The 23,388-nt window shown below is 62.9% G+C and carries 14 protein-coding genes and 2 pseudogenes; 5 read left to right on the top strand and 11 right to left on the bottom strand.

Annotated features, from left to right (window positions below; translation table 11 throughout):
• Window positions 1-85 precede the first annotated feature (85 nt).
• Window positions 86-1,588 carry a sulfotransferase family 2 domain-containing protein gene (locus M5I08_RS21380; RefSeq protein WP_219070481.1) on the bottom strand — a complete coding sequence of 501 codons (1,503 nt, stop codon included), beginning with the start codon at window positions 1,586-1,588 and terminating at the stop codon, window positions 86-88.
• A 1,096-nt stretch (window positions 1,589-2,684) separates the two neighbouring features.
• Between M5I08_RS21380 and M5I08_RS21375 the strand changes: the two genes are divergently transcribed.
• Window positions 2,685-3,485, top strand: coding sequence for a transposase family protein (locus M5I08_RS21375; RefSeq protein ID WP_249762759.1), 801 nt, complete (start codon window positions 2,685-2,687; stop codon window positions 3,483-3,485).
• Here M5I08_RS21375 and M5I08_RS21370 read toward each other — a convergent pair.
• The 4 genes from M5I08_RS21370 to M5I08_RS21355 all read right to left on the bottom strand — a co-directional run bounded on the left by M5I08_RS21370 (window position 3,456) and on the right by M5I08_RS21355 (window position 10,200).
• Window positions 3,456-3,812 carry a class I SAM-dependent methyltransferase gene (locus tag M5I08_RS21370; RefSeq protein ID WP_219070346.1) on the bottom strand — a complete coding sequence of 119 codons (357 nt, stop codon included), beginning with the start codon at window positions 3,810-3,812 and terminating at the stop codon, window positions 3,456-3,458. The genes M5I08_RS21375 and M5I08_RS21370 overlap by 30 nt on opposite strands.
• A gap of 13 nt (window positions 3,813-3,825) precedes the next feature.
• Window positions 3,826-4,287 (bottom strand): glycosyltransferase family 2 protein, encoded by a 462-nt coding sequence (locus tag M5I08_RS21365; RefSeq protein WP_219070348.1) that lies wholly within the window; start codon window positions 4,285-4,287, stop codon window positions 3,826-3,828.
• A gap of 264 nt (window positions 4,288-4,551) precedes the next feature.
• On the bottom strand, window positions 4,552-5,508 hold the full coding sequence (locus M5I08_RS21360; RefSeq protein ID WP_219070350.1) for a class I SAM-dependent methyltransferase: 957 nt from the start codon (window positions 5,506-5,508) through the stop codon (window positions 4,552-4,554).
• 12 nt (window positions 5,509-5,520) lie between these two features.
• The gene (locus M5I08_RS21355) at window positions 5,521-10,200 is read right to left on the bottom strand and encodes a glycosyltransferase (RefSeq protein ID WP_219070352.1); all 4,680 of its coding nucleotides are present in this window, start codon (window positions 10,198-10,200) and stop codon (window positions 5,521-5,523) included.
• Window positions 10,201-10,439: 239 nt separating this feature from the next.
• Here M5I08_RS21355 and M5I08_RS21350 point away from each other — a divergent pair, with 239 nt between their 5' ends.
• Together M5I08_RS21350 and M5I08_RS21345 are read left to right on the top strand one after the other, a co-directional pair.
• Window positions 10,440-10,586: a hypothetical protein gene (locus M5I08_RS21350; protein ID WP_219070354.1), complete on the top strand. Its 147-nt coding sequence runs from the start codon at window positions 10,440-10,442 to the stop codon at window positions 10,584-10,586.
• Between the two features lie 376 nt (window positions 10,587-10,962).
• The gene (locus M5I08_RS21345) at window positions 10,963-13,170 is read left to right on the top strand and encodes a glycosyltransferase (protein ID WP_219070356.1); all 2,208 of its coding nucleotides are present in this window, start codon (window positions 10,963-10,965) and stop codon (window positions 13,168-13,170) included.
• A 290-nt stretch (window positions 13,171-13,460) separates the two neighbouring features.
• On the opposite strand, the gene M5I08_RS21340 is transcribed toward M5I08_RS21345, so the two are convergent.
• Entirely contained in the window at window positions 13,461-14,147 is a 687-nt protein-coding gene (locus tag M5I08_RS21340) for a DUF5666 domain-containing protein (RefSeq protein WP_219070925.1), read from the bottom strand.
• A 280-nt stretch (window positions 14,148-14,427) separates the two neighbouring features.
• On the opposite strand from M5I08_RS21340, the pseudogene tnpC reads away from it, so the two are divergent.
• Window positions 14,428-15,901, top strand: a pseudogene (gene tnpC / locus M5I08_RS21330) (IS66 family transposase).
• 139 nt (window positions 15,902-16,040) lie between these two features.
• Here tnpC and M5I08_RS21325 read toward each other — a convergent pair.
• Genes M5I08_RS21325 through fgd form a run of 3 tightly spaced genes read right to left on the bottom strand, consistent with a single transcriptional unit; the run spans window position 16,041 to window position 20,277 of the window.
• Window positions 16,041-17,186, bottom strand: a complete 1,146-nt coding sequence (locus M5I08_RS21325) for an acetate kinase (RefSeq protein WP_219070235.1) — start codon at window positions 17,184-17,186, stop codon at window positions 16,041-16,043.
• Window positions 17,179-19,260, bottom strand: a complete 2,082-nt coding sequence (gene pta / locus M5I08_RS21320) for a phosphate acetyltransferase (RefSeq protein ID WP_219070237.1) — start codon at window positions 19,258-19,260, stop codon at window positions 17,179-17,181. Before pta ends, M5I08_RS21325 begins: the two co-directional genes overlap by 8 nt.
• A gap of 6 nt (window positions 19,261-19,266) precedes the next feature.
• A complete protein-coding gene (gene fgd / locus M5I08_RS21315; RefSeq protein WP_219070239.1) occupies window positions 19,267-20,277 on the bottom strand; it encodes a glucose-6-phosphate dehydrogenase (coenzyme-F420) in 1,011 nt (336 codons plus the stop codon).
• 64 nt (window positions 20,278-20,341) lie between these two features.
• Here fgd and M5I08_RS21310 point away from each other — a divergent pair, with 64 nt between their 5' ends.
• Window positions 20,342-21,082, top strand: coding sequence for an MBL fold metallo-hydrolase (locus M5I08_RS21310; protein ID WP_219070241.1), 741 nt, complete (start codon window positions 20,342-20,344; stop codon window positions 21,080-21,082).
• Window positions 21,083-21,271: 189 nt separating this feature from the next.
• Here M5I08_RS21310 and M5I08_RS21305 read toward each other — a convergent pair.
• Window positions 21,272-21,467 (bottom strand): annotated as a pseudogene (locus tag M5I08_RS21305) (LLM class flavin-dependent oxidoreductase); the annotation flags it as partial.
• A gap of 112 nt (window positions 21,468-21,579) precedes the next feature.
• Entirely contained in the window at window positions 21,580-23,115 is a 1,536-nt protein-coding gene (locus tag M5I08_RS21300; RefSeq protein WP_219070243.1) for a PPE family protein, read from the bottom strand.
• Window positions 23,116-23,388: the final 273 nt, after the last annotated feature.

The raw sequence follows: 23,388 nt of genomic DNA, 5'->3' as shown, positions 1-23,388 counted from the left end.
TGACCCACGGTGACGGACGTGGTTGACGTTGCGTTTCGCTGCTGGGCAGGCACGGGCTTCTTAAGAACGATGGAGTTAGAACCACCTACACCGACTCAGCGACAGACTCGCTGGCCGCAACTTTGTCGTACAACACCTGGTCAAATTGGAGCAAAGACTCAAGCGCTTCGCGTATGCTGGGGTCGCGGGAGTCAAGCCCGTACTTTGTTTTCGCAACATTTTCGCGAACGTTCACGTCGGAAGCGCTACTGCGCTCCAGGCGCATCTTTTCAGCCACCTTGGTGAGGAATGACGGGACGCGGTCGCTTCTGCCGACGAGATCGAAGATTTCCAAGTTCCTGATTGCCCCTTGAAGGTCACGTTGCGTGACACGGCCGGTCGGCCCACGGTCGGTCTGCCCACGGTCGGTAAGGTAGCGAACTTGACAATTGTCGAAAAGCGACTGGGCTTCACCCGATAACTCGCTGGCCCATTTCTTCAGATGCACCGGGGATCCAAGATCTACTTTCGCCAGGCATGTTGCTATGTGCTGGACCGCAGCATCATGTTGGTAAAAACGCTTTTTCTCGTCTGGGTCAGCCAGTCTACGGACCCACGCGATGTGGGAGATTAGCTGATCAATGGGGTCGCGCAGCATGGTGGTAACAAGTGTGTTTTGCAAAGTCAGCTTATGCCGTAGAGCACGGAGATGCACGTGACCGGAAAGGAATACTTTATCCTCAAATATAGTGTCCGGTCCGGCACCGAACTTCCATTCCGGATTGCTCTCGATATGGGACGCGCACGCGCGCTCACCCAAGCAATCCTCCATGAAGGCGTTTACCGAGGACCCGGCGGTTTTGGGGACGTGTACGAGAAACATCCGTTGGAATGCGTCGCTGCTGCCAAATGAGAGCGAATGCACGGCTCGGACCATACCGCTGGAGTCTGTGAATCTCAATTCCACCTTTTGGCCTAGTCGCACGGTAACTGGCAGCTCCACATCAAAACCCACATGGCCTTCCGTTTTATCGCCAAAGTGACGCACCACGCCGGGGCGATAGATCTCGCAGCTTGCCACTGCCACCTCGTGTTCACCCACAACAACGTGGAGCGTCAAGGGGGTACCTTCAAGATAAGCCCAGCCACGGATTTTCACGGAGGCATCGGGACGCACGATTGCGCACTCGAGAGGCTCGTCCAACATGAATACGTACGGCGACGCTGGCCGAATAACCGTCTTCGACCCTAGATAGCGCCAGGTTATTGGCCGCTGCTGGGGCAGGTCAGATCTCACCAAAGTAACACCTTGCTTTCTCGGCTGGTGAAGGCATCGCCGGTCAGGAACAGCCCAGCCCGTGGCCTCACAGACGGCACGGCCTTCGAAACGACCGTATTCGAGATAATGCTCCGCGGGATCGACGCGCGCTTGCACGACATCTGGGTGATGGTCCAGATAGAACTTTGCATCGAAGTTTTCGGGAAGCGCCTTGTAGCGCCCTTCACGAAATAATGGAATAGATATTATCTGTTCCGACCACTCGAACTTTTCGGGCTTTTGCAACTGGATATAAAACTCGGGGCTCCCGTTGTCGTGAAAATTAGCCACATAGAAATTGAGGAGGCCAAAGACAGGTCTACTGACGTTTCCGTGGGTGGCTTTCGAGGCCCGGACAGGCTTGTTCTCTGGGCCGCGCCAGTGGCCAGGGCAGGTCTGTGACCTGCCCTTTCGCCTGCCGGGAGGGCGCATAGAGGCTCGCGGGTCAAGGGTGGCCAAAGGCCATCGCGAAGCGACGCGCAGCGCCCTTGACGCGTGAGGGGTGCGTCCGTAGCAGGCGCGGCCCAGATCCGCGTTCACCCAACCGAACCCGTGACCAGCGCTCCGTCGGGCACCCACGGAAACAGCAGAAGAGCCCCAAAGACGCTCAGCTGGCGGAGAAGATTGCAAAATGACCTCGGGGTGAATACCCAACAATGTACGTCCCGGTACTCGTCAGAATCCAACGCCTCAACTGCTGCTCTCAAAGCTTCACGCGGTTGGTGCAGGTGTGTCAAGTCGTGTGGGTCGACGTTTTCCGCCCAAAACATGTCGGATCTACTGACGTTTCCGTGGGTGGCTTTCGAGGCCCGGACAGGCTTGTTCTCTGGGCCGCGCCAGTGGCCAGGGCAGGTCTGTGACCTGCCCTTTCGCCTGCCGGGAGGGCGCATAGAGGCTCGCGGGTCAAGGGTGGCCAAAGGCCATCGCGAAGCGACGCGCAGCGCCCTTGACGCGTGAGGGGTGCGTCCGTAGCAGGCGCGGCCCAGATCCGCGTTCACCCAACCGAACCCGTGACCAGCGCTCCGTCGGGCACCCACGGAAACAGCAGAAGAGCCAACATGTCGCCGTTATGGTTTACTACATTAGATAGGAAGTCCAGAATCTGCAAGGGCGTTGGCCTTGTTGCTTTCTGCAGCCATGCACCAATCCAATCGGTTGCGGTGGTGAGTCCGCGTAGCCGGTCGAAAATATAACGTTTGTCTGGTATTGCAAGCGAGAGGATTCCCCCAGGCTCCATGAATCCGTGGATTTCATTGAGGTTTTCTCACTTGGGGCTCGTGAGTCTGGTGTGACTGGAGTTTTCGGCGTGTCGTAGTGGCTGGGCGTGGGGTCCTGCTCAAGGATTCGGTTTCGACGAGGAAACCCGCTCCGCTGCAAAGGACCCCACGTGTTCACCTACTCTGCCATCTGCGACGTGCCGGAGGAAACCCTGCTGCATGTGACCGCGCTGCTGCACGTTCACCGGCGCGAGATCAGAACGCGGGCCGGGCGGCGGTCGGGTACGGTGCGCACGCAGGCCAAGCTGGTGCTGCGGTGGTTCCGCGACGACGCCCCGATCCGGTTGTTGGCGATGGAGGCTGGGCTGCCGATCTCCACCAGCTACCGCTATCTGCACGAGGCGATCGACGTGATCGCCGAACAAGCTCCTGACCTGCACGAAGTGCTCGACCGGGCCAAGGCCGAACAGTGGTCGCACGTGACGCTGGACGGGACGCTGATCGCCATCGACCGGGTGGACGAGCGCAACGAGGCCGGCCATCACCGGTGGTATTCGGGCAAGCACAAAACCCAGGGCGGCAATGTGCAGATACTGGCCGACCCGGGCGGGTTCCCGGTGTGGTCGAGCGAGGTCGAGCCGGGCAGCGTGCACGACATCACCGCCGCCCGCGCGCACTGCCTGGGCGCGCTGTACAAGTCCGCGGCCGACGGGGTGCCGACGCTGGCCGACAAGGGCTACGAAGGAGCGGGGATCGGGGTGCACACTCCGGTCAAGGGCCGCGGCCTGGCCGTGGAGAATCAGAGCTACAACATGCTGCTCACCGCGGCGCGTGCCATCGGTGAACGCGCCAACGCCGAACTCAAACAGCGTTGGCGCTGCCTCCGTCGAATCCGCCTGTGTCCAACCAGGATTGGCGCAGTTGTTGCCGCCGCGATCGTACTATCGACTCTCCAACGCGGAAATTACTGAGAAAACGTCATTGAACCACCCCAGCGGGTTCGGGATGTGTTCGATCACATGGGAGGCAACAACGTAGTGGAATCGGCGCGATCCGACTGCATCCCCTATGCCCGAGGGGCCGACCACGATGTCGACACCTTGGATGTGGTCGTTGCTGACGCGCTCATTGTTACGATACTTGTCACGCAACTTATCTGTAGGCAGGTGATCGGCATATAAAACGCCCGTACCTTTCTTGGGCACTATCGGCTTATGCAGTGGGCCAATTTCCAGCCCTTGCTTCTCGAGCTTCAGGTTTTTGGTGAGCATCGCGGCGCGGTCAAAGGGTGCGGTCATCGGGGGGACTTTCTTAGTTGCGGGGACTGGAATACGTGATGAAGTCGCCTTGGACGAGCGAAAGTGCGGGGTGGTAATAGGGATCGTTGAGTAACATGTCGCCCCAACGCGCTCGCATGGCGTCACATTCCCCCTCGAATCGGCGACGCTTAGCCGGTGCGGTGTCTGAGCCGCGGGTGAGGGATTCGTGGTGATAGAGTTCGGCGTTGAGGGTCCACACGTTGCGGTAGCCTTTTCGCGAAAGACGCAGGCACAAGTCCACGTCGTTGGAAGCAACCGCGAGAGATTCGTCGAAGCCGCAGACGTCCTCGAAGCGGTCTCGCTTTATAGCCATGCAGGCGGCAGTGACAGCCGACATTTCCTGAACCAGCAGGGGTAGCTGGCAGCTCCACATCAAACCCACATGGCCGTCCGTTTTATCGGCAAAGTGATGCACCACGCCGGGGCGATGGATCTCGCAGCTTGCCACTGCCACCTCGTGTTCACCTACAACAACGTGGAGCGTCAAGGGGGTACCTTCAAGATAGGCCCAGCCACGGATTTTCACGGAGGCAGCGGGACGTACGATTGCGCACTCGACGGGCTCGTCCAACATGAATAGGTAAGGCGACGCCGGCCGAATAACCATCTTCGACCCTAGATAGCGCCAAGTTATTGGTCGCTGTGGGGGCAGTTCAGATTCCATCAAAGTAACACCTTGCTTTCTCGGCTGGTGATGGCATCGCCGGTCAGGAACAACTCAGCCCGTGGCCGCACAGAAGGCACGGCCTTCGAAACGACCGTATTCGAGATAATGATCCGCGGGATCGACGCGCGCTTGCACGACATCTGGGTGATGGTCCAGATAGAACTTTGCATCGAAGTTTTCGGGAAGCGCCTTGTAGCGCCCTTCACGAAATAATGGAATAGATATTATCTGTTCCGACCACTCGAACTTATCGGGTTTTTGCAACTGGACAAAAAACTCGTGGCCCACGCTGTCGTGAAAATCAGCCACATAGAAATTGAAGAGGCCAAAGACGCTCAGCTGGCGGAGAAGATTGCAAAATGACCTCGGGGTGAATACCGAACAATGCACGTCCAGGTACTCGTCAGAATCCAATGACTCGACTGCTATTCTCAAAGCTTCACGCGGATGCCACTCATGCCTTAAGTCCTGTGGATGGATGTTTTCCCCCCAAGTTATGTTGCCGTCATGTTTTACCTTATTAGATAGGAAGTCCAGAATCTGTGCGGGCGTTGGCCTTGTTGTTTTCTGCAGCCATACACCAATCCAATCGGCTGCGGTGGTGAGTCCGCGTAGCCGGTCGAAACAATAACGTTTGTCTGGTATTGCAAGCGAGAGGATTCCCCCGGGCTCCATGAATCCGTGGATTTCATTGAACCACCCGAGCGGGTTCGGGATGTGTTCGATCACATGGGAGGCAACAACATAGTGGAATCGGCGCGATCCGACTGCATCTCTTAGGCCCGAGGGGCCGACCACGACGTCGATACCTTGGATGTGGTCGTTGCTGACGTTTCCATCGCCACGATACTTGTCACGCAACTTATCTGTAGGCAGGTGATCGGCATACAAGACGCCCGTACCTTTCTTGGGCACTATCGGCTTATCCAGTGGGCCAATTTCCAGCCCTTGCTTCTCGAGCTTCAGGTTTTTGGCGAGGGTCGCGGCGCGGTCAAAGGGTGCGGTCATCGGGGTACTTCCTTAGTAGCGGGGACTGGAATACGTGATGAAGTCGCCTTGGGCGAGCGAAAGTGCGGGGTGGTAATAGGGATCGTTGAGTAACATGTCGCCCCAACGCGCTCGCATGGCGTCACATTCCCCCTCGAATCGGCGACGCTTAGCCGGTGCGATGTCTGAGCCGCGGGTGAGGGATTCGTGGTGATAGAGTTCGGCGTTAGGGGTCCACACGTTGCGGTAGCCTTTTCGCGAAAGACGCAGGCACAAGTCCACGTCGTTGAAAGCAACCGCGAGAGATTCGTCGAAGCCGCAGACGTCCTCGAAGCGGTCTCGCTTTATAGCCATGCAGGCGGCGGTGACAGCCGACATTTCCTGAACCAGCATGGCACGGCATTTGTCGCCGGGGTATCCGCGGGCTACGCGGTAGTAGGCGTGACCCGCCACGCCTTCACCCGCCACGGGCCCTAGTCCGAGAATAATGCCAGCGTGTTGAATATGATTATCCGGGTAGTAAAGCATCGCCCCTACCGCCCCTACACCTGGCTGAATCGCCAGCGATACGAGCTCCCTGAGCCACGCTGCCGTGATAATTTCGGTATCGTCGTTTAAAAACACCAGAATGTCACGAGCGCTTTGCTTCGCTGCGGTGTTATTCAGCCGCGAGAAGTTGAATGGTTCGTCGAAGATGATAACTCGTTGGTGCTGGCGCTGGCCCTCCTGTTCGAGCAGTTCGATTGTGTTTTGCTCGTCCGATTGGTTGTTGACGATAATGATCTCGTAGTTGCTGTAGTCGGTATGTTCCCGGATGCTGTTTAGGCAACGTCGCAGGACCTCACCACCATTCCGGGTCGGGATGATGATCGACACCGATGGTTCTGGCTCCCGGAGCTGGTAGGAAAGACGCCAGTTGCCGCCTCGGTCCGGGATGGGTGTGACGCAAGCCTCGATGCCCTGACGCTCGAAGTGGGCGTTGATGGATTTTTTAGACGCAGCGATCGCGTAGTTTTTCTCGTTTGACCCGCGGGCGGTTGAACCCTCAATCGCGCGCCAGTGGTAGAGAACACGAGGAATATGGATTATTTGGTCACGCGCCACGCGTTCGATGCAGCGAAAAGCTAAATCATAATCCTGACTACCTTCATAGCCTTCGCGAAAGCCACCGACCTCGCGCACCAACGCGAGTTGATAAACTCCGAGGTGGCTGAACATGTTTTGGCCGCAAAACAGGATGGGGTTCCAGTCCGACTTGAAATACGGATCGTAGCGCTTTCCAGTCTCGTCGACCTTGTCTTCATCGGAGTAAATGAGTCGCGCCTCGGGATGTTTAATTATAGTTTGGGCCACGTGAAACAGGGCGTGCTCGGGCAGGATGTCATCATGATCCAGCAGGGCTGCATAGTCGCCGCTTGCTAGTTCCAGTGCACTGTTAGACGTTGCCGATATATGACCGTTCTTCTTGCGAAAGATAACCTTTATCCGGTCATCTTTAGCGGCGTATTCCTCCAAGACACGTCGCACGTGTCGTTGTGTCGAGGCGTCGTCGGCAATGCAGAGTTCCCAGTCGCCCCACAGTTGGCTGCGGACGCTGTCCAGGCACGCGCGCAGCCACCGTTCGGGCGTGTTGTACACAGGCAAAATGACGGAGATCAGCGGCCGGTCTGTCATTGCGTCAATGAGGTCTCTGATCTGCGCGCGCAAGTTGTCGTCAATAGTGTCGTGGGTCTTGACCCACTCGGAGTACTCCGTCCCTTCATGCGCGCTGCGTTGCAGCGTCTCAAGCGCAGCCGTCGGGCCGCGGTGCAGGGCCACGCCGACCTCGCGCACGATTCGCAGCCATGTTTCGTCCCGGTCTTGCATCCGCTTGATTTCCGGGACTGCTATGCGCAGCACTGCCTCCAGTTGACTGATGCGGCGAATACGCAGACTACCTAATAGGAATTCGCTGGCGTCAGAGCTGTCGCTCGGGTCTAGGCGCAATGCGTATATAGGACGTTCGACCTTGATGAGCAGCCGGTGCTGTGTGGCGTTGTCGGCAAATGCAAGGAAGTTAGTGTCTTCCTCTTGAAAGCCATTGCCATGATCACGGTACAGCTTTGGATGGCTTAATCGGCCTGCGGTCGGCACAAGCGCCACGCTCAGCACATACCAACCGGGACCTATGCGAGTAAAGCCCGGCGGCAGATGCAGTTGGAAACTGGGGTCAATTCCGGTGGTCGACCAGATGTGGCCATCGTGGAATGGCATCTGGACAACCGGTCTCACATCAGCAACCGGTGTCGCCGATAGGTTTATGCCGGACCATCTGTTGTTCAGACGTCGCGCGACTTTACTCAGGTGAGGCGACCGTAAGACCCTATGGGCCAATTGTGTCTGTGCGGAATGCTGGTGGTTCCGCTGCCCCAGTTCGGATAGCGGCTGAATGCAGAGCACCTCGTCGAGACTGGCAGTGCGTGGCTTGGTGCCGTCCGGGCCGATGGCTGGGTTAAGGCGAGCAGTGGCTGGGTTGAGGCGAGTGGTGTCGAACATTGCTGGGCCGTGAGCCAAGGTTTCGGTGAAGGCGTAGCGGCCGGCGTCGGGTGTTCGGTGTGCCAGGTCCTCAATTGCGGTGGTGCCGGTGAGGGTGGTTGCGTCGGCGAAGTTGATGCCGACCTGGAATACCTGTGGTTGGGCTTGCAGTACCGCGGTGAGGCGGCTGATGAGATTTTCGGGGGCGAAGAACTGCCAACCTTGACCTAGGTGTAGCCAGTACCGTGCGTCGATCTGGGCGTGAAGCTGTGCTAGTTCGGTTCCTGATCTGCTGGTGAATCTGCGACGGATGAACTTGAGGAACCCGTAGCGTTGCCGCAGTGCGGCGCGGTCTGGCGACGAGAGGCCGGTGTCAAGGACTAGGAAACGTCCGACTCGTGACACGTCGAGGCAACATGTCAAAAATGAGTTGAGGGTTTGCACGACGGTCAGCGGGTCCGGTCCGGCGATGAGGGTGACCGCGATCTGGGCATCGCCGGGTTCAGCGATCAGGGACTGCACCACGGCTTCGGGATATGGTGCGGCGGCTTCGAGCATGGCCGGTACTGAACAGTCGCGGTTAGTCGCGATGCGTTGCCGGTCGCAGTCGGGGATGTCAGGGCGGGCGACTAGGCGTCGGCACAGCGCGAACGCCTCGGCGTGCTGACCGGCCCAGTGTGCGCACACCGCCTGCTCATCGAGCGCGCGCCAAGCGTAAATCTCGGCGAAGTATCCGAAGACGAAGAGGTCCTCTCCGGGGAATGGGATTTCGGCCGCCTGCCGGGCAAGCAGGTAACCAAGTCGGTAGCGTTGGTCGAGGCGGTATCGAACGGCGATGGCGTGCAGGGCTTCGGCGCGGGTCGGGCGGAAAATCCAGGCGCGCAGGTAGGCGCCTTCAACGTCTCGCCACGGTTCGTCGAGTTCCGCCATCGAGGCCGCCAACCGCAACAGTGCCCAGTAGATCTCCTCGTCGTTGCCGCCCATTTCGATTCGTCGCGTACACCAGTTGCGAGCGTCGGCGAAATCGCCCATCTGGAAATAGGTCTCGGCGAGGAACAAGACCGACCGTGCATCCTCGGGATTGCGCTGGACCTCGGCTAGCAACCGATCGCGTTCCCGCTCTGACTTATGCCTGACCAGGTGCATCCGTTCAGCGGTGCTCTGCTCGTGGACTTCACGGAATAGCGATGTCGCGAACTCAGTGGCCAGCGAAGCCAAATCCGAAGAGTCACCCAGCATTCTGCGGGCCGCGACTACCTTTAGGTAGTCGTCGAGGGCGGGTTGCAGGATCGGCCAGATGTGGGAGCGTACGGTGTCGTCAGGCTCATGGATGATCGACTTCTGGACTTGGTGGAACACACGAATCTGCAACGTCGCCCGCAGCTTGATACTGCCGATCATCGTCGCCAACATGAACGGGAATAGCCTGTCGTTGAGGGCGGTCGACCGGCCGCCCGGCGTGCCGTCCAGGATCCCGCGATCGGTCGTGACCGCGGTGAGGACGCTTTCCACCTCCGCCTCAGACAATCCAGCCCGGCAGTATTCGGTCCAGGAGGTAACGAGAGACCGGTACTGCGCATCGATGAGTCCGGCCTCAAGGGCCTTGATGATGAGCCGGCCGGGTGGAAAGTGGGCGCGGCGGAATATCCCGAAGGCAAGGAGCAGGACCGGCGTGTCGGACGGCCCTGCAGCGTCGACAGCTTCGGCGATCACTGCGGCTGCACCCGCGACGTCCCCGGCGTTCATGAGATTCCGGAGATTGCGGGTCCGCTCTGCGTCGCGGTGGGTCGGACTCGGCTTAACTCGAAGCTCGTCGCTTACGAGGTATCCCGCCTCGGAGTTACCCGACTGGCCACCCCGCCTCCGTCGCTTGACGGGTTTACACCCGGCATGCTGCTTCTGCGCGGAGTCCGACTCCGCGACCACCACCGAGGTCGCTCCGACGGTCGGATTACCCAACGGGTCGTCGCTGCCAAGGTCGTCACTGGCCCCAGAACCCTCGACACGGTGGCCGACCGCAGCGAGCAGGAATGTTGATCCGGCCACGCGCTGGCTGCACGCGATCTCGAACCGGCCTTGCCGTGCCCAATGTTCGTAGCCCGATGAGAATCTGCCATCGCGCACGGCGAGGGCGATGTCGGGAAACGTGTGAAGGTATAGCTCCTCGTCGAACAGTTCGCTGCGCGGCAGTTCGTCCATTCCGGCAGTCTCCTAGTCGAGAATTGCGGCCAAATACGCCCAGCCGCCCCATGTCCGAGGTAGGTAGTATCGGGTAAACCATAATTGGTTCGGCCCCGTCTGGCACGAATTCGCGCCCGATGAGGTCGAGCAGGCCGTCGCTGTTGGCCTCGTCGCGGATCGTGGTGGCGCGGTACGGGCGTGGATGCACTCAGGTCAGGCCTGCCGGCGCGGGCGAGTCGACGGACAAGCCTGGGCGGGTGCTGCCGGCCCAGCTTGGCCAGTTCGGCGACCAGCCGATCGATACCCAGACGGCCCTTGTGATCCTCGTGGATCTTTTGATCACCTCAGTCGATTCCGTGTTTTCTTTTTCTCGATCCGACTGGTTTCGTTTCAGCCAGGCGTAAAATCCGCGGCGGGATACGTCGAGCACCTCGCACATCAAGGAAATTGGGATTCGGTCTTTGCGTGGTCTGCGTCGTACTTCTCCATCCAGATCGCGAATGAAGACGAACTTCACATGCTCTCTTTCGCAAACCACGCCGCCGCTTTACTCTACGGCCTTGGCCTTAAACTCAGGGGTGAACTTTCTGCGTGTCGAACCCATAACTGTTCTTCTCCTTGTAGACAATCATTCCACTTCGGTGACTGTCTACGAAAGTGATCGTCCTCCAGCCACCCCCAATCTGCTCGTCGCACGAAAAATCGAGGTCTGTGCTTTGCCTGTGTTCAGCTTCGACCTGCCCAGGGATAACCCACGCCCTTTTACGGTACGTTGCACCCATGCTGTTCGCCGTCGCAGTTGTGTCACCTTCTAGCGATCCGACCATCGGCGGAGGATTTCGCGAGATCGCCGAGGCAGTGCACCATGGTCTTCTGGCGCTCGGCCACGACTCGGTGCTCACAAACCGTCTCGACCTCCACGAGCGCCGCACCATCGTGCTCGGGGCAAATCACGTCATCCACTATGGCCTGGAGGTGCCAAAAAACCCCATCTTCTACAACCTCGAGCAATTGGGTCACGACTCGCCGTGGATGGCGACGCCTGCATTCGTCGACCTTTTTCGTCGTTACCCGACGTGGGACTACAGTCCAGCCAACATCGAATACCTCGGGACGCTGGGGCTGCCCCGGCCCACCTACGTTCCGATCGGATACGTCCCCGAGCTGACCCGGATCGCCCCGGCCCCCGAGGACGTCGACGTACTTTTCTACGGCATGCCCAGCGAGCGCCGGTATGCCGTTCTGCGGGATCTGCACGACAGAGGTCTTCGGGTCAAATGGCTGTTGGGAGCCCTCGGCGCGAGCCGCGATGCCTGGATCGCGCGCTCGAAGATCGTCCTCAACGTCCATTACTGGGGGGCGAAGATCTTCGAAATCGCGCGTGTTTCCTATCTGCTCGCTAATGGACGCGCGGTGGTTTCCGAGCGTGGTGCCGATCCGACATTGGAGCGCGGCCTGGAGTCCGGCGTCGCGTTCGCGGACTACGACGAACTGGTCGAGCGCTGTGTGGAGCTCCTCGGCGACGAGCGTGCGCGACGCGAGCTCGCCGAGCGAGGCTACCAGGCTTTCTCCGCTCACAGCCAGGCCGACATCCTGCACCACGCGCTGGCGGCCCTTGATGGCGTGACCCGCGAGACCGCTGCGCGCGACGATTCGCGCATCGATGTGCGCCTCGAAGACAAAGACCACAGCGCAGATCTTCAGCTCCGCAACCGCAATTTGCTCAGGCATAAGTTTGAGCAGGAACGCGATCAGTTGCTGGCCGAGGTCGAGCGCAACCCCGAGGACGCGCGGTCGGTCTTTTTCCTGGCCGAGACCTGCTTCCAGTTGGGCGATTTCGTCGACGCGCGTAAGTGGTATGCGCGGCGGGCCGAGATGGGCGGCTGCGACGAGGAGGTCTACTACGCGCTTTTTCGGCTCGCGGCCTCGATGGCGGAACTCGGTGAGCCGTGGCCGGATGTTGAAGACGCCTACCTGCGCGCCTGGGAGTTTCGACCGACCCGCGCCGAGGCGTTGCACGCCATCGCCTTTCGGTGTCGCGTCGACCAGCGCTACTGGCTCGGTTACCTGTTTGCCCAGCGCGCCGCCGAAACCCCAGTTCCCGAAGAGGACCTCTTTGTCCTCGGATACTTCGCCGAGGTTTACGCCTGGCGCGCCACCGATGAGCAGGCGGTGTGCGCATCCTGGATCGGTCGGCACGCCGAGGCGTTTGAGCTGTGCCGGCGCCTGCTGGCCCGCCCCGACATCCCTGAGGGTGATCGGCAACGGATTGCGGCCAACCGCGACTTTTCGGTGCCGGCCATGATCGAGGCGGCCGAACCGTACCCCGACGCCCTGGCGCAGTCCCTTGCCGCCGGTCCCGGCGAGGCCGAGGTCACCGTCAGCCTGATCGCCGGACCGGACCGCCAGACCACCGAGCAGACCATCAACTCGTTTCTGAACTGCTGCCTCGATGTGTCACGGGTCGGGCGCTTCCTGGTGCTCGACACCGGCCTGCCCGCCCGCGACCATGCCAAGCTGCGCAAACGCTACGGTTTTCTCAAGTTCGCCCGTGGCAAATCCGGCGACAGGCCCGCCGCCCAGCTGGCGCAGCTCCGCCCTCGGATCGACGGACGGTTCTGGCTGCACCTGGGCGAAGGCTGGCGGTTTTTCGCCCCCGAGAACTACATCACCCGCCTGACCGCGGTGCTCGACGCCGAACCACAGGTGTTTCAGGTGGGCATCAACTTCGCCGACGCGGTCAAACTGGCCGGCGCCAGCGCCGCCGAGCAGGCAATACGCCGGGCACCCGACGCCGGCCGCTACACCCTGACCAAGGCGCCGGCCCGCGGCCCGGCGATGTTCGACACCGCACGCCTGGATCAAGCCGTCGGTGTGCACAACAGCGACCCCGATCCGAACGCCCAACGTCGGCGACCGACCGCCCGCGCCGGGCTGCGCACCGCCAGCCTCGACGAAGTGCTCTGCATCTCAGGTCTAGACCCCTAGCCTCGACACAGCTGCCCCAAACCAACTCGGTCGGGGATGTCATTAACGAGCTGCTTATCGCTGGTGCCGATCGCCACTCAGTACGGATGGTCCCAGCCTGCGCTTCGGTGCGGTGGAGGCGAATTCGAAAGTCTCGATGTTGTACCGCGCGCAGAAATACGCCCTCCTCGAAGAGGCTTTTCCGGCTCACCGTGGGTGCGGCGAGATGATCCTCAACCACATCGCGCAGCTATAGCCTGGGACTGCCGCGGTCATACTGACGCGTTACCGCCCCCGCCGCTTGCAGCCGCTTAACACTTGCCGTTGTTCGCGGCGGCCAAGCTGATCACTGTCGCCTGCAGCGCGCCGCTCGCATCCTTGGTTGTGCCAGACGCTGTGATGCATTTGCCCTGCGCGATGGCCCCGGAATCGACGGCCCCCACCAGGGAGTAGCGCGTTTTGTCGTCCACCTTCACGGGGGTCTGAGACGGGTTTCCGTTGACGTCGGTATCGCTCACCGTGATGGTGTCACCTGCCACGGACGCAACCGTGCCGTGAACTGGCTGATTCGGTCCGGGGTTGGCCGGGGGTTTAGGTTGCGGGCACTTGCCGTTCGCAGCAGCTGGGACTATGTTCACGACTTTTGCCGTGACAGCGCCACCTGCGGCGGGCGCGGCGGGAGCCACCGCCACGCAGTTGCCGTTGGCGACGTTGCTGAACTGGCCCGGGGTGACCTCTCTGACCTTCGTCGTGGGGCTGAAGTCGACGGCGGCCGTCCCATCTTTCTCGGTGACCTGTATCGCGTTGCCCGACACCGATGCGATCAGTCCGTGGACCTGCTGCGGGGCGTTGGCGGACGCCGGTGACGACGTAGCCGGGGGCTGCGCATTGTTCGACTTGTTCGACGAACTGCACGCGCCCACGGCGAGCGCGGTTGCGCTCGCAACCGCGAGGACCGCGAATCCGGTCAGCCGGGCGGGCTTGAAACTTAGTTGCATCGAGATCCTTCAATCGTCGGCCACTTTGGCCAGGCCAGCTAGGCAACGGTTCCGCCAGCGGCGGAACTTGCGCACCGGCGACGGCTCTGTGCCAGACTACTGTATTTTTTGAGCGGTTGTGCCGAACTTGAGTTTCGCAGTTTGATCAGTGTGGCGGGTGTGATTTTTGAGGTCATTGTGGCGTGGCTATTCAGCTGGTGCTGATGTGATTGATGGGTCTGATGTGGCTCTTGTCGGCGTGTCGGGTTGATCTCGGGCCGGCATTGGGCAGGGTGTGTTCGTGCCCGATGCCCCGTCGTACGAGCAGCTCGCAGCCGAGAACGCGGAGTTGCGTTCGGAGAACGCGGAGTTGCGGCGCATGGTGGCGGTGTTGAGCGAGCGGGTTGCGGAGTTGGAGCGCCGCCTGGGAGTGGATTCGTCGAACTCGTCGCGGCCGCCGTCGTCGGATGCGCCGTGGAATAAGCCCGCGCGGAAGCGCTCGTCGCGGACCCGCTCGGGCCGCAAACCGGGTAAGCAGCCGGGCGCGCCGGGGATCTCGCGGAGCCTGAGCGACGACCCGGACCAGACAGTGTTGATCGAGCCGCACCGCTGCGCCGGCGGCGGCGCGTCGCTGGCCGCTGGTGGGGTGCATGCTCGGGAGCGGCGCCAGGTCCTCGATGTGCCGGAGGCGCCGCCCTTGGAAAATCACCGAGTATCGGCGGATCTCGAAGATCTGCCCGGGCTGCGGGACGCTCACCGCCGCGGGCTGCGACGATGAGGCGGTGCCGGTGGTGCGCGCCCAGACCCTCGCGGCGCCGGCCTGCCGGTGCGGATCGGACCCGAGGTGTGCGCGCGGGCGGGCGCTGCTGACGTGCGCGCACTACCTGCCGGTGGGCCGCTCCCGAGAGCTGTTGGAGGCGTTGACCGCGGTCGACGTCTCGACCGGGTTTCTGGCCGGGGTCCGCGGCCGGGCGGCACGCAGGCTGGAGCGAAACTTCCTTGCCCACATGCGGCAACTGCTCGCCGCCGCGCCGGTGCTGCACGCCGGCGAAACACCCGGGCGCGCCGCCGGCGCCCTGTCCTGCGTGCACGTCGCCTGCACCGGATACCTGACCTCGATGCACGTCGGGGACCGCTCGGCGAAGACCATCGACGCAGGCGGCGTGCTCGCCGAATACACCGGGGTGCTGGTACGCGACGGCTACGCCGGCTACACCCACCTGCCCGCCGTGCACGCCTGGTGCGCCGCGCATCTGCTGCGCGACCTGCGCTCGATCTCCGACGCCGACCCCGACCACCAGCAATGGGCACTGGCCATGGCCGGCGTGCTGCTCGACGCCCACCACGCCGACACCCAAGCGCGGGCCGCCAGTGCCGATGCCCTCGACCCGGCCGTACTCGCGGCCATCGGCAACCACTACCTGGGCGCGCTGGCCCACGGCAGCGACGAAAACCGTCGCCGGGAAACCGAACTCGCCGCCAAGGCCGCCACCCTGATCACCCGGTTCCGCCGTTATGAGGACATGATCCTGCGCTTCGCCACCGACCTGTCGGTGCCGTTCACCAACAACGAAGCCGAACGCACCCTGCGCCCAGTCGAAATCCGGCAGCGCACCTCCAGCGGCTGCTGGCGCACCGTGGAAGGCCTCGCCGACTTCGCCATCGTGCATTCCTACCTCGACACCGCCAACAAATGGGGCATCGACAAACTCCACGCCCTCCGTCAGCTCTTCACCACCGGCGCCTGGCTACTCCCAGCGCTAGCCCCCACCTGAATAGCTACCATCAGCCGGGGACGACGACGGTCCGGGCGCGCGCCGTCGATTGCGCCGGCCGCATGCAACCTGTCGAATCCGAATGGAACAGGCTGGGATACGGCGCAAACGGAGTGCAGACAGTCTCGATTCAGCTGATCTAGATCACTTGCAGGCAGTCGCGGGCAATGGCCAGCTCTTCGTTGGTGGGGATGACCAGCACGGCGATCGGCGAGCCGTCAGTGGAAATCCGCCGGGCCTCCTTGCCGGACTGCGTGTTTCGCGCCTCATCGATCTCGATGCCCAGCCCCGCCAGCCCGCTCAGCGCGTCGCAGCGCACCGACGCGACGTGCTCGCCGACGCCAGCGGTGAAACTCACCACATCGGTGTGGCCCAGCACCGCCAGGTAAGCACCGACATATTTGCGCAATCGGTGGACGAATACGTCATAGGCCAATTGCGCCGCCTTGTCGCCGGATTCGATCATCTGATGCAGTTGGCGAAAGTCTCGCTCACCGGCCAGGCCCAGTAGTCCGGAGCGCTCGTTGAGCACTGATTCGATCTCGTCCACGCTCATCTGCGCGGCGCGGCACAGGTAACCGATGACACCGGGGTCGATGTCGCCGCTGCGGCTACCCATCACCAGACCCTCCAACGGGGTCAGACCCATCGATGTGTCCACTGCCCGGCCGGCCGCGATCGCCGACGCCGAGGCGCCGTTACCCAGATGCAGCACAATCTGGTTCAGGTCTTCCAGCGGCCTGCTCAGGAACGCCGCGGCCTGCTGGCTGACGTACTGGTGCGACGTGCCATGAAATCCGTATCGGCGGATCCGCCACTTGCGCGCCACCTCACGGTCGATGGCATACGTCGCCGCCGCCGCGGGCAGGTCGTGGAAGAACGCCGTGTCGAACACCGCGACATGCGGCACGTCCGGCAGCATCTTTCGGGCCACCTGGATACCCTGCACGGCGGGCGGATTGTGCAGTGGAGCCAGCACGGACAACTGGTCGAGCTTGGCGATGACCGCGTCATCGATCACAGTCGGCTGGTAAAACGTTGCCCCGCCGTGCACCACCCGGTGTCCGACCGCCGCCAGCCCGCAAGCCTTCAAATCGATTCCGGCGTGCGCCAACTGGTCGAACGCCTTCCGCAGCGCGGCGTCGTGGTCGGCGACCGGCGAAGACGGTTCGCCGATCCGTTCGACGATGCCGTCGGCCAGTGAGTTACCCGAATCAGGCTCGATGAGTTGGTATTTCAGCGATGACGAGCCGGAGTTGATGACCAGCACTGTGCGATCAGGCATCGGCACCCTGGGCCTGGATCGCGGTAATCGCGACGGTGTTGACGATGTCTTCGACCAGCGCGCCGCGGGACAGGTCGTTCACCGGCTTGTTCAGCCCTTGCAGCACCGGACCGATGGCGATCGCCCCGGCGCTGCGCTGCACTGCCTTGTAGGCGTTGTTTCCGGAATTGAGATCGGGGAAGATCAACACGGTGGCCCGGCCGGCGACCGGCGAATCACGCAGCTTGGTGGCCGCCACCGAGGGCTCGACCGCCGCGTCGTATTGGATCGGGCCGTCGACCAGCAGCTGCGGCGCCCGCTGGCGCACCAATCCGGTCGCCTCCCTGACCTTGTCGACATCTGCACCCGTGCCAGATTCACCGGTGGAATACGACAGCATCGCGACCCGCGGCTCGATGCCGAACTGTGCAGCGGTGCGGGCAGAGCTGATAGCGATATCGGCCAGCTGGTCGACCGTCGGGTCACGGACTATCGCGCAGTCGCCGTATGCCAGCACCTGATCCGGTAGGCACATCAGAAAGATGCTGGACACTGTAGAGATACCTGCGGCGGTGCCGATGATCTCGAAGGCCGGACGGACGGTGTGTGCGGTCGTGTGTGCAGCGCCGGACACCATCCCGTCGACCATGCCGTTGTGCACCAGCATGGTTCCGAAATACGACGCATCGTGGATGATCTCCCGAGCCTGCTCGACGGTGACGCCCTTCTTGGCGCGCAGCTGCGCGTACTGCTCGGCGAATTGGTCGGACAACTGGCTGGTCCGCGGATCGAACACCGTGGCTGCGTCCAGGTTGACGCCGAGTTCGGCAGCGCGAGCGCGGATCTGGCTCTCATCGCCAAGGATGGTCAGGTCGGCGATACCGCGCTGCAGCAACCGGCCGGCGGACCGCAGGATCCGATCGTCGTCACCCTCGGGCAGCACGATGTGTTTGCGATCAGAGCGGGCCCGCTCGCGCAGCTGAAAGGTGAACATCTGCGGCGTGGTGACCTTCGGGATCGGAATTGCCAACTGCGCCAACAAATCTCCAAGGTCGACGTACTGTTCCATTAGCTGCAGCGCAGTGTCGATTTTGCGCTGCGATGACGTGGTGAGCCGGCCGCGCGCCGACGCCACCGCGCTGGCGGTGTCGAAGGTGCCCAGCGTGGTCGCGACGAGCGGCAGCCGCAGCCGCAGGCCGGCTACCAGTGCCCCGATCGACCGATGCAACTCGAACCCGCCGTTGAGGATGATGCACGACAATGACGGAAACCCCTCGGCCGCATGGGCGCTGGCGACCGCCAGCACGACGTCGGAGCGGTCACCGGGCGTGACCACCGCCACGCCCTCACACAACCGCTCCAGCACATGATCCGCCGTCATCCCGGCGACGACCACACCCATCGCTTCACGGTTCATCAGCGCGGTGTCACCGCTGAGCATCGTCCCGTTCACCGCGGTCTGAAGCTCGGCTACCGTCGGCGCGACCAGCAGCGGTTCGTCGGGCAGGACATAAGTCCGCGCGTCCAGTGGACGCAACGCCTCGGCGACTGCGATCAATTGGGACCGCTCGCAACGGTTGGCCACCACGGCCGCGGTATGCGCGTGCTGCGCCGCCAGCTCGGCCAGGCACATCTCGACGAGCCGGGCGACTTGCTCTGCCCTGCGGCCCTTGGCCCGCACCGCCAATAGCACGGATGCGCCAAGGTTGACCGCGATACGGGCATTCACGCTCAGCTCGGCCGGGCTGACCCCGCCGTCGAGGTCGGTGTAGTCGCTGCCGACGATGACGACCGCATCACAGTGCTCGGCCATTGCGTGGTAGCGCTCGACAATGTCGTCGATGGCGGCGTCGCGATCGGCATGCAGCTGTTGATAGTTCACACCGATACAGCGCTCGTAGGGCAGACCGGCGGTTGCATGGGCGAGCAACAGATCCAAAATGTAGTCCTGGTCGTCGTCTGACACCGTCGCCCGCGTGATCGGCCGGAACACACCGACTTTGGGCACGGTCGCAGCCAGTCGATGCAGGATTCCGAGCGCGATCGTCGACTTGCCGGTGTCGCCCTCCGGCGCGGCGACGTAGATGCCGGGCATGTTTTGTCAGGCCAACCGCCGCAGCCGCGGCGCCAGATCCTTCTCGAAGAGCTCCAGGAAGCGGCGCTGGTCGTGACCGGGCGCATGGAACACCAGATGGTTGAGGCCCCAGCCGACGTAGTCGTTGACCTTCGCGACCGCCTCGTCGGGATCGGAGGCCACGATCCAGCGCTTGGCGACTTGTTCGATCGGCAGCTCGTTTGCGGCTTTTTCCATCTCGAGGGGGTCGTGGATGCTGGTCTTCTGTTCGGCGGTCAGCGATAGCGGCGCCCAGAACCGGGTGTTCTCCAACGCCAGGTCCGGGTCAGTGTCGTAGGAGATCTTGATTTCGATCATCCGGTCGATGTCGTCGGGATTCTTTCCCCCCGCCTCCGCGCCCTCCCTCATAGCGGGGATGAGCTTGTCCTTGTACAACTCCTCGCCCTTACCGGAGGTGCAGATGAAGCCGTCGCCCGCGCAGCCCGCGTACCTGGCGACCTGGGGCCCGCCCGCGGCGATGTAGATCGGGACGCCGCCCTCGGGCACGTCGTAAATCGAGGCGCCCTTGGTGTGGTAGTACTCGCCCTGGAAGTCGACCCGGTCGCCCAGCCACAGCTCCCGCATCAGCCGCACCGATTCGCGCAGTCGAGCGTAGCGCTCCTTGAACTCTGGCCAGTCGCCCTCGTATCCGGTAGCGATCTCGTTGAGTGACTCCCCAGTACCGACGCCGAGAAAGATGCGGTCCGGGTAGAGACACCCCATGGTGGCGAAGGCCTGCGCGATGACGGCAGGGTTGTAGCGGAACGTCGGGGTCAGCACCGAGGTGCCCAACGTGATCCGCTTGGTGCGTTCGCCGACGGCGGTCATCCACGCCAGCGAAAACGGGGCATGCCCGCCCTCGTGCCGCCAGGGCTGGAAGTGGTCGCTGACCGTCGCACTGTCCATCCCATGCGCTTCGGCGGCGACCGCCAGCTCGACGAGTTCGCGCGGCGCGAATTGTTCCGCCGACGCCTTATATCCGAGTTTGAGTTCGGCCACGCTGTCGTTTCTACTCCCTCTTGTTGCGGGCGACCTGCTGCGCCCGGTGCTTAGACTCTCCGACATGGCAGCGGTGCTCAGAACCGTCACCGAGACCGTGCATCTCGCGCAGGGCGGGGCGGTCAACTGGCTGCTAGTCACCGACGACAGCGGGGTCATGCTGATCGACGCCGGATATCCGGGTGACCGCGATGACGTGCTGGCGTCGTTAGCGAAGCTGGGATACCAAGCCAGCGATGTGCGCGCGATCCTGGTCACCCACGCCCATATCGACCACATGGGCTCGGCGATCTGGTTCGCCAAGACTCACGGCACCGCGGTGTATTGCCACCCCGACGAGGTCGGCCACACCAAGCGCGAGTATCTGGAACAGGCTTCGCCGCTCGGCGTCGCGCTGCGCATCTGGCGGCCCCGGTGGGCGCTGTGGGTCACCCACGTGGTGCGCAACGGCGGGCTGATCCGCGAGGGTATCCCGACCGCGCAGCCGCTGACCGCCGAGACGGCGGCGGAGCTGCCCGGCCATCCGATCGCCATCCCCACTCCCGGTCACACCGGCGGCCACTGCTCGTATCTGGTCGACGGTGTTTTGGCCAGCGGCGACGCGCTGGTCACCGGCCACCCGCTGCTGGCGCGCCGCGGCCCGCAGCTGCTGCCGGCGATGTTCAGCCACAACCAGGACGCCTGCATCCGCAGCCTGGCCGCGCTGGCGCTGTTGGACACCGAAGTTCTGGTACCCGGTCACGGCGACTTGTGGCGGGGCCCGATCCGCGCAGCCACCGCTGAGGCGACCGCAACGGCGCAATGAGCAGCTAACCGCACGACGTCGAGATCGACGCTAGCGCGCAAAGCCCGCGGGTAGCCGTGAACTAACGTCGATCTCGCCACTGATCCCTCAGCTCGCCTGACCCAGGTTTTTTCGCAACGTCTGGCCGGTTGCCGGCGGCGGGATCGACCCACACGGTGGTGTTGTTGACGCCCGGGAAGTGGGCGGCCAGTCCAGCATGCCGAAGCTCTCCACCACCGCGGCGGCTGTGGTGTGGCTCAGCTGGATTGCGGCCGAGTCCACCCGAATCATGCTGGTAGCAGCCGCGATCTGGCCGATCAGCACCGCCGGTGCCGAACTCGCGACGCCGACGAAGCGGTGGTTGGTCGATCCAGAATCGGCGATACCCCCATTGCTCGGCGCGGCGTTGATGACGCTCTTCGAAAGGGCGGCGCTGTCGGCTGGCCGATGCCGCGCAGGCCCACCGCGACCTGCAGGGGCGCAAGACGGTCGGCTCTATCGTGTTGGTGCCGTAACGCTCACTGGTCCACGTCGGGCTCCCAACCGCCCGGGACCATCGGCACCGTCGGACCGCCGCCGAACTCATCGCCGGCTAGCGTGGCCAGCCCCGCGGCCTCGGCGGCCTCGTTGCGGACCGTGCCGGCAAAACCCAACGGCCCGGCCCCGTTGCCCGACGCCAGCGGCTCCCGCCAATCCGGGTCGACATCGATATTCATATCGGCGTATTCGTCGCCGTGATCGCGCACTATCGCGCGCCGACGCCGCCGCGCCTGCCGCTGCTCCCGCGTGGCCGCTGCCGCTGCCGTTGCGGCGATGTCAGGCTCCAGCGCCTTCCTTTTGGCGCTGGAACTAACGCCGGTCGGCACGCCCGAGCCGAACCTGATGCCCGGAGGGCCGACCGCGTAGGGAGGGACAAAACCTGCCCCGCCGGCGGCCGGCGGCGGCGCCGGCGGGGCACCGGCAGCGGCTGGGGCGGGGGCGGGGGCGGGCGGCGGGGGCGCCGCGACCGTGACGACGGCCGGTGCGTTGCCGAGGACCGACAGCGGTTGGAATCCGGTTCCGACGGGGATCGGCGCCGCGGTCGGGACGGGCACCGCGGGTGCAGTCAGGCCAGTCAGGCCAGCTAGCCCGGCCAAGCCACTCGCCCCCGCAGGTGCGACAGCGGGCGCAAGAAGTGCCGGGGAAAGCAACGGCAGGAAAGGATGCACAAGTTCCAGGATGTCCCGTATTCGGTCAACGACGAAGAAAAGACAGGTAAAGACCACCGAGCCCAATTCCTGATCGAAGTCATGTGACTCCGACAGACCCGAAGAGAGAAACTGGGGGAATTCTCCGAAGTTATCTATGACGTTCTGCGTCCAAGCGTTCAGGCTCGTAACGGGCGGGAGCTGAGAGGGGTCTAAATCTCCGAATATGTGGTTCATCAATGTCGGGAGCTGTTGTTGAAGTTGGGGCGACAGGAACTGCGACAGCAAGCCCGTCCCATCGGATGCAGCGGCCGCCGGCGCTTTCTCGGTTTTCACGATCTGGGGCGCCGGGGTGGTCTGCGGCGTCGACGCCACCGCCGTGCCGGACACCGCTTGATAGGTCGTCATCGCGGTGGCCGCCTGAACCCACATCCGCGCGTAGTCGGCTTCGTTGAGAGCGATCGGAATCGTATTGATCCCGAAGAAATTCGTCGCCACCAGCACCGCGTGGGTGGCGTGGTTGGCGGCCAGCTCGGCCAGAGTCGGCATGGCCGCCAACGCCGCGGTGTAGGCCGCCGCCGCAGTCTCCAGCTGGGTGGCTGCCGCCGCGCTGTTGGCGCTGGCCTGCGTCAGCCACGCCAGATACGGCAGATTGGCGGCCACATACGATTCTGCGCTCGGCCCTTCCCACACATCGGCCTGCACCCCCGCCACCACGGCATTGAGTTCCTCCGCTACCGAGGCGTATTCGGCGCTCAGCGAGTACCATGCCGCGGCGGCTGCCAGCAACGATCCCGGCCCGGGACCACTGCTAAGCAACGCAGAATGCACCTCTGGCGGAGACGCCATCCAGATCGGCGCAGTCATCGGTAGCCGCCTGCAATTGGACACCGCCAGGCGAGCGGTGAAAGTCTCGACGGCTGCACTGGCGGCGCACCCAGGCCTTCGGAGCCGACTCGCAGTGTCATGACGGGTACTCCTTCCGAACCACCCCGTCGGGCGACGATATAGGTAAGGCTAATCAATATGTTGGTTAGGCTAACCTACTTAAGCGCGGCGACGCAACTAGGAATCGCACGTGCTGACCAACTCAGCTGATCTGGAATTCGCACTACGAACTGACGCTCGACGAGAGCCCCG

It is taken from the genome of Candidatus Mycobacterium methanotrophicum (assembly GCF_023515995.1).
GTDB lineage: Bacteria > Actinomycetota > Actinomycetes > Mycobacteriales > Mycobacteriaceae > Mycobacterium > Mycobacterium methanotrophicum.
This window is presented reverse-complemented; position numbering and strand designations above follow the sequence as displayed.